This window comes from Oceanococcus atlanticus (assembly GCF_002088235.1).
Lineage (GTDB): Bacteria > Pseudomonadota > Gammaproteobacteria > Nevskiales > Oceanococcaceae > Oceanococcus > Oceanococcus atlanticus.
In genome coordinates this window covers 722,540-728,921 of sequence record NZ_AQQV01000003.1, presented here as the reverse complement: position 1 = coordinate 728,921, position 6,382 = coordinate 722,540, and the positions used below count along the sequence as shown (strand labels likewise).

5 protein-coding genes are annotated in these 6,382 nt (G+C 62.3%); 2 read left to right on the top strand and 3 right to left on the bottom strand.

Features of this window, described 5'->3' with window-relative positions:
- Window positions 1-27 precede the first annotated feature (27 nt).
- On the bottom strand, window positions 28-1,731 hold the full coding sequence (locus ATO7_RS14355; protein WP_083562817.1) for a TonB-dependent receptor: 1,704 nt from the start codon (window positions 1,729-1,731) through the stop codon (window positions 28-30).
- A gap of 239 nt (window positions 1,732-1,970) precedes the next feature.
- On the opposite strand from ATO7_RS14355, the gene ATO7_RS14350 reads away from it, so the two are divergent.
- Complete coding sequence (locus ATO7_RS14350) at window positions 1,971-2,765, top strand: enoyl-CoA hydratase/isomerase family protein (protein ID WP_083562815.1); 795 nt, start codon at window positions 1,971-1,973, stop codon at window positions 2,763-2,765.
- Between the two features lie 4 nt (window positions 2,766-2,769).
- On the opposite strand, the gene ATO7_RS14345 is transcribed toward ATO7_RS14350, so the two are convergent.
- Window positions 2,770-4,890 carry a PQQ-dependent dehydrogenase, methanol/ethanol family gene (locus tag ATO7_RS14345; RefSeq protein WP_146680367.1) on the bottom strand — a complete coding sequence of 707 codons (2,121 nt, stop codon included), beginning with the start codon at window positions 4,888-4,890 and terminating at the stop codon, window positions 2,770-2,772.
- 20 nt (window positions 4,891-4,910) lie between these two features.
- Complete coding sequence (locus ATO7_RS14340; protein WP_083562813.1) at window positions 4,911-5,741, bottom strand: enoyl-CoA hydratase/isomerase family protein; 831 nt, start codon at window positions 5,739-5,741, stop codon at window positions 4,911-4,913.
- A 176-nt stretch (window positions 5,742-5,917) separates the two neighbouring features.
- Here ATO7_RS14340 and ATO7_RS14335 point away from each other — a divergent pair, with 176 nt between their 5' ends.
- Window positions 5,918-6,343: an EF-hand domain-containing protein gene (locus tag ATO7_RS14335; protein WP_158523219.1), complete on the top strand. Its 426-nt coding sequence runs from the start codon at window positions 5,918-5,920 to the stop codon at window positions 6,341-6,343.
- The last annotated feature ends 39 nt before the right edge of the window (window positions 6,344-6,382 follow it).

Below are 6,382 nucleotides of genomic sequence, written 5' to 3'. Positions count from 1 at the left end.
TCCTCCTTTAGCGAAACCCCTCAGGTGTTACACAGTTGCTGACGGCGCACAGTAGAGCATGACGGCGTCGTTGAGGTCGTGCTGCAGATTGATCGAAGGCAGCAGCGTGTTGGATTCGCGCTTGCCGGACAAGGTGTGTGCTTCGATTTTGAGCTGTGCCAGGGCCGCTGCGGTGACCGGGTCAACATCCTGTTCGGTGCCGGGTTGGTAGGCCTCCAGATTGCGGTAACCATCCTTGGTTTCGTGCACGTAGCGTGCACCGGCCGTGAGTCGCCAGTCCTGGGCGAAATGCCAGGTGCCCTGGGCGAACAGTGAGGACGAGCGCGAATCCACGGTGAACAAGCGGGCCAGATCGGCGCTGATCACAACCACCGTGTTGGCCGGGCCTGCCTGGGCCACGATGTCGATCAACTCACCCGGCAGAGCGGCGAATTCCAGCGTGCCGGTGCGCACTTTGAGATCGCCGAACTCATTGAATTCCTGTTCAGCCTGCTGATAAAAAGCACCGGCAATGAAGTCGAAGTGCTCACCGGGAGGCGAGACCCAGCGAATCTCCTGACTGAACTGGGAATAATCCTCCTGACCAATCAGGAAGATGGTGTCGACCCCGCTGGAGTCGGCATCAAACGCATCAATCTGATCGTAGGTGGTGAAACCACTGACCAGCTCCAGAGTGTGCTCGCCGATGTCGATGCGCCCATTGAGGGTGATGCTGTCATTGACCAGTTCCATGAACTCGTCTTCGTTGGTTTCGCGCATATCATCCAGGCCGGCCTGATTGTTTTCCGACTCGGTGAGAATGCCGTTGTCGACAATCTGATAGGTGCGCCCGGTGGAGTCGCGTCCACTGTGTTCGAATTTGAGGGTGAACTGCGCCTCATCCGACGGAGTCCACTGCAGCGTGCCACGCCCGGCCAGCTCCTCCAACTGTGGATCGTCACGCTGCTGCCCGCGGTTGTAGACATATCCGCCTTCATCGCGCCAGCGCAGCGCGACGCGGCCGTTGAGGGTGTCGCTCAACGGGCCGGTGGCGAAACCGCTGAGCTCACGATCTTCAAAGGGTTCGAACCAGCTCGCGCTGAGGCTGGCATCGAAGCTGTCGCGCGGCTGGCCGGAGGTCACATTCATGGCGCCGGCAATCGCGTTCTTGCCAAACAGAATACTTTGCGGGCCCTTGAGAACCTCGATGCGCTCGACATCCAGAAACGCTGCCAGGGTCAGGTGAGGGCGCCCGAGGTGAATGCCGTCGTTGTACAGGCCGACGGACATTTCAAAGCCCTGATTGGAGCCCGAGCCGACACCGCGCATGTAGATCAACGGGACCAGGCCGCCTTCGACCAGCTTGAAGTTGGGGGCGTACTCGGACAGATCGCTGAGGTTCTCAATGCCGGCATCGCGAAGCTTCTCGCCACTCAGCGCGCTGACCGAGATGGGCACGTCGGTCAGACTTTGCTCGCGCTTTTGCGCGGTGACGATGATTTCCTCCAGCACCCGGCCGCGCTGCGCCGGACGTGCGCTGGGCGTGGGTTCTTCCTCCAGGGTGATGGCGGCCGCTTCACGCTGCGGCGGCGGTGTCGGGCTGGCGGTGGCGCGCGGCTGGTTGTCAGGCGCGCCGAACAACGCATCCAGATCGTCATCGCCAGACTGGGCTGCGGCCTGGGAAAGGCCCAGTCCCAGTACCAGTCCTGACAGCCCACGCCGCCACCCGGCGGTCTCCTGTGCACCGTACATAAGTGTCTCCCCCAGAAAGCTTTGCGCCTGGTTGTGGTTATGCGCAAATCAACGGTTGTGTTCCTCGTGCGCGGATCTCTGGCTGGCCGGAGTCCGCGTTCTGCCCATGATCACGATTGCTACGGCGAATTGGTTCCCTTGCGTGCCGCACGCTGTGCTGCAGCGTGGTCCGAAAGCATGAGTTGCCGACCCGCTGCGCCCACTATGCTGTGGCGATTTCAATCATTGTGTAGGCCCTCATGTCGAAGAGCGATCAGATTCAATATGCCGTCGAAGGCGCGGTAGCGGTGATCACCCTGAATCGTCCCCAGGTGCTGAATGCGTTGACCCCGGAGCTGATCAACGATTGGCAGGCGGCGATCGAAAAAGCCAATGCGGACGATCAGGTGGGCGCGATTCTGGTGACCGGGGCGGGCAAGGCCTTTTGCGCCGGTGCCGATCTGGAAGACTGGTTTCTGCCGTTTGTGCGTGGTGAGAAGGCCTATCTGGATGAGGATCAGCGCCTTGGTGGGCTGGGCGTGGTGGGAGACTGGATCAAGCTGACCGAAGCGTCCAAACCACTGGTTGCCGCCGTGCACGGCGCGGCTATCGGTGGTGGCATCACCATGCTATTGCCGTTTGATGTGATTTACGCGGCAGACAACGCGGTGTTTGCGTTTCCGTTTGCCCAGGTCGGGATCGTGCCGGAATACTGTTCCAGCCATTTTCTGGCCGCCCGCGTGGGCCTTGGGCGGGCCAGCGAGTGGACGCTCAGCGGGCGCAAGGTCAAGGCCGATGAAGCGGAACGCAGCGGCTTGGTTAATCGGGTGGTCGCTGCTGATGCGCTACGCAGCGAAGCCTTGGCCATGGCCGAACAACTGGCCCGGGCGCCTACCCGCATGGTTCGCATGACCAAACGCCTGTTGCGACAGAACTTCGCCGAGACCGATATCGACAAGGTCTGGCAGCGTGAATCCGACACCTTGCGTGAGTGCTTCGGCAGCCAGGAGCACCATGACGCGGTCAACGCATTCCTGAACGCGCGTTCGCGCTGAGGGCTCAGCCGGTCAGGCTGGCCCACTTCATCTTGATCAGCAGCACGATGAAGTTCCAGGCGGCCTTGAGATCGTCCCAGGCCGAAGCTTGATGGCGGGCCTGCTGGCGGATGTAGTGGCGCAGGGCCTGCAGCTGCTCATCGCTGTATTCCGGGAAAACCGGCATACCGCGTGAGACCAGCCCTCCATCGCGCACGATTGCGGTAAAACCGGCCTGCGTCAGAGGAATGCCGGAGGCGCGTAGGTCCGGCGCATAGCCACCGGCAACCACACCGGATCCGTGGCAGATCGCGCAGTGGCGGAAGTACAACGCTTTGCCGGCCTCAGCCTGAGCGGGATCGATCACGAAGTCTGTGTCATCAATGGCGCTGGGGCGTGAGGGCTTTGGTGCGGCGGGCAGCGCGGCATCAGCATCCAGGCGGTAAACCAGCAGGCGGCGCGGATGATTGCGTCCGACCCAGCCATGCTGTGCGGTCAGCGAACCCATAAGCATCTGACTGCCGCCCCAGCCGGCCAGGATGGCCAGGTGCTGCTGGCCATTGACGCTGAAGCTCATCGGCGCAGCCTGGGTGCCGACCCCCATCTGATGGGTCCACAGTTCCTCGCCAGTGCGGTCGTCCATGGCAACAAAGCGGCCGTCGGCCCGGCCCTGAAACACCAAGCCACCGCGTGTGGTGATCAGCCCGCCATTGCTGAAGCCCGGCGTTTCGACCTCCCAGGCTTTGCGCTGGGTGAGCGGGTTCCAGGCCAGCACCGCGCTGCCGCCGGCGGTGGTCGGGATGTCGTCGAAAAAGCCCTTGAGTCCCATGGGGTCGTCGGCGCTCATCTTCCACTGGCGTGGATCGCGCCCTTCGTCGTTGTAGTAGCCGGCCATTTCGCGGGTCGGGATGTACATCAGGCCGGTGTCTGGCGAGTAGGCCATGGGGTGCCAGTTGTGCATCCCGGCAGAGCCGGGCCAGATCAGCGCTTCGCCGTTCTCGTAGCGGGCGCCGGGAACCTCGACCGGGCGCCCGCTGTGCAGGTCAATGCGTTCTGCCCAGGTCACCTTGCCGAGTTTTTCCGCCGAGATCAGCGCACCGTCCTCGCGGTCCAGGACATAGAAAAACCCATTCTTGGGAGCGTGCATCAGCACCTTGCGTGGAGCGCCGTCGATCTGAACATCGGCCAGGACCATGTCCATGGTCGAGTTGAAGTCCCAGCTTTCACCCGGGGTGGTCTGGTAGTGCCAGACATACTCTCCGGTGTCGGCATCCAGGGCGACCACCGAGCACAGGAACAGATTGTCACCGCCGCCGGGCGAGCGCAGTTTGTGATTCCAGGGTGAGCCGTTGCCAGTACCCAGATAGATGCGATTGAACTCCGGATCATAGGTCATGGCGTTCCACACCGTGCCGCCCCCGCCGGAGGTCCACCATTCACCGCTCCAGGTTTTGGCCGCCATCTCCATGGCCGCATTTTCAAAGCCGTCGGCCGGGTTGCCCGGAACCACATGCCAGCGCCAGCGTTGCTCCCCGGTGGCGGTGTCGTAGGCGGTTACGTAGCCGCGAACATAGCCGAAGTCGGCACCACCATGGCCAATGATGACGCTGTCGTTGAAGACCCGCGGTGCACCGGTGATGTAGCGGTTGTCGCCAGCTTCGGTGGTCAGCACCGACCAGGCCAGCTCGCCGCTTTTGGCGTCTAGCGCGATCAGGCGACCATCCTGCACGCCCACATACACACGCCCTTTCCAGTAGGCCAGACCGCGGATGCCCCAGGCCATGCGCATCTTGATCGGATCGACCTGCGGGTCGTAGCTCCACAAGGTCTGGCCACTGCTGGCGTCGATGGCGTGGACCTCGCTGTAGCCGACGGCGATGTAGATGACCCCGTCCACCGCCAAGGGCTGGGATGACACGCTCCACACCTTGTCCAGCTCGTAGGTCCAGGCCAGGCCCAGGCGCGACACGCTGTCGCGGTTGATCTCATCCAGCGGACTGTAGCGCTGTTCATCAAAGGTGCGGCCCCAGGCGGCCCAGTTGCGTCCGTCCTCGGTGTGGCTGAGTGCGGCGTTGTCGATGTCGGCCTGTGCGCTGCTCGCAAGCAGCAGGCCGAACAGCATCAAAGAGCGCAAAACGATGTGCATGAACGATTCCGGTTGGGGTTTTAGCCGAACTGCTTGCGGCGTTGGGCCAGTGCGGCCTGGACGCCATCCTCGGCCACTTTGGCGAAGAAATTGACGAAGCTGTCGCTCTGGTGAAACACCGCATCGAGCTCGGCCGCCTGGTCGCCGGAGGCGAACAGGCCCATGTTTTCGTAGAAGCGGCTGGTCGCTTGTTTGAGTATGGCCAGATTGTTGACCGGGGTGCGGGCCACATCGGCGGCCAGCTCATCCACGGTTTTGTCCAGTTCGGACAGTGCCACCACGCGGTTGACCAGACCCAGGCGTTCAGCCTCGGTGGCGCTGAAAAGCCGCGAGGTGTAGAGAAACTCGCGGGTCTTTTTCATGCCGATCAGCAAGGGCCACAGAAACACCGTTGGAGGGATGCCCAGATCACGCCCGGCCGGATGGCCGAACTTGGCGGTTTCGGCCGCCACCACCAGATCGCACATCGCGATCAGTTCACCACCGCCGGACAGGCACAGGCCCTGGACTTGGGCAATGATGGGTTTGGGGAATTTCCACATCGTCCACCAGTATTCCAGCAGACCCTTGATGTCTTCGCGGTCGCGGTCCAGGTTGAGTTTGCCGTGCAGCGCGATCGGGTTCTGCGACAGGACCCAGTCGCTGCCATCCAGGTCGTAGCCCGTGGTGAAAGCCTTTCCGTGGGCCTTGAGGACCACCACCGAGACGCTGTCGTCGTGTTTGACCGCATCCAGTGCGTCTTTCAGGTCGCGCAGGAAACTTGCACTCAGCGCGTTCATTTTGTCTTCGCGATTGAAGGTGATGGTCAACACCTTGTCGTGCTGCGCGGTCAGCAGATTGCTTGGGCTCATGGCTTTGTCGGCGTGGCTATACGCACACGTTAGAGCGCGGCTGGGGCCGGCACACCACGCATCCGGACTATGGCCAGCGGGCGTTTGGGTTGCAGCGACGGAATGAAGCGGGATGGGCGTTTCAGTGTATGAGTCCACATGTGGTGGGCTCGACTATCTTTCCCCAGGAGTACCCCATGAACAGCAAACTGGTAGCCGCGATCTTCGCCAACCTTGTTTTGAGCAGTGGTGCGGCCATGGCGCGCGGACCGCATATGGACGCTATGGATTTGAACGCCGATGGCGCGATTAGCGAGGCGGAGGTGATGCAGCTCGTGGCCAACAAAGCGCAGGCCATCGACAGCAATGGCGACGGGCTGATCAGTCTCGACGAGCTTGAGGCCATGCAGGAACGGCGCAAGGCCCGGCATATTCAACATCGGCTTGAGCGCGCTGACAGCAACGCTGACGGCAACGTCGACGTGGATGAATTTTCCGCCCAGATGGCCGCACGCATCATGCAGCGGGATCGCGATGGCGATGGCCAGCTCAGCGCCGAAGAGCTGGCGCCGCCGCGCGGAGGGCGCAAGCCGGATGCGGCACCGATCGACGAATCCTTCTAGATTGAGCGAGGTGCGCCGGCGATTTCTTTCGCCGGCGCA

Coding starts and splice junctions, on each gene's coding strand:
- ATO7_RS14355 (WP_083562817.1), bottom strand. CDS start 1,731: ATGTACGGTGCACAGGAGACCGCCGGGTGGCGGCGTGGGCTGTCAGGA.
- ATO7_RS14350 (WP_083562815.1), top strand. CDS start 1,971: ATGTCGAAGAGCGATCAGATTCAATATGCCGTCGAAGGCGCGGTAGCG.
- ATO7_RS14345 (WP_146680367.1), bottom strand. CDS start 4,890: ATGCACATCGTTTTGCGCTCTTTGATGCTGTTCGGCCTGCTGCTTGCG.
- ATO7_RS14340 (WP_083562813.1), bottom strand. CDS start 5,741: ATGAGCCCAAGCAATCTGCTGACCGCGCAGCACGACAAGGTGTTGACC.
- ATO7_RS14335 (WP_158523219.1), top strand. CDS start 5,918: ATGAACAGCAAACTGGTAGCCGCGATCTTCGCCAACCTTGTTTTGAGC.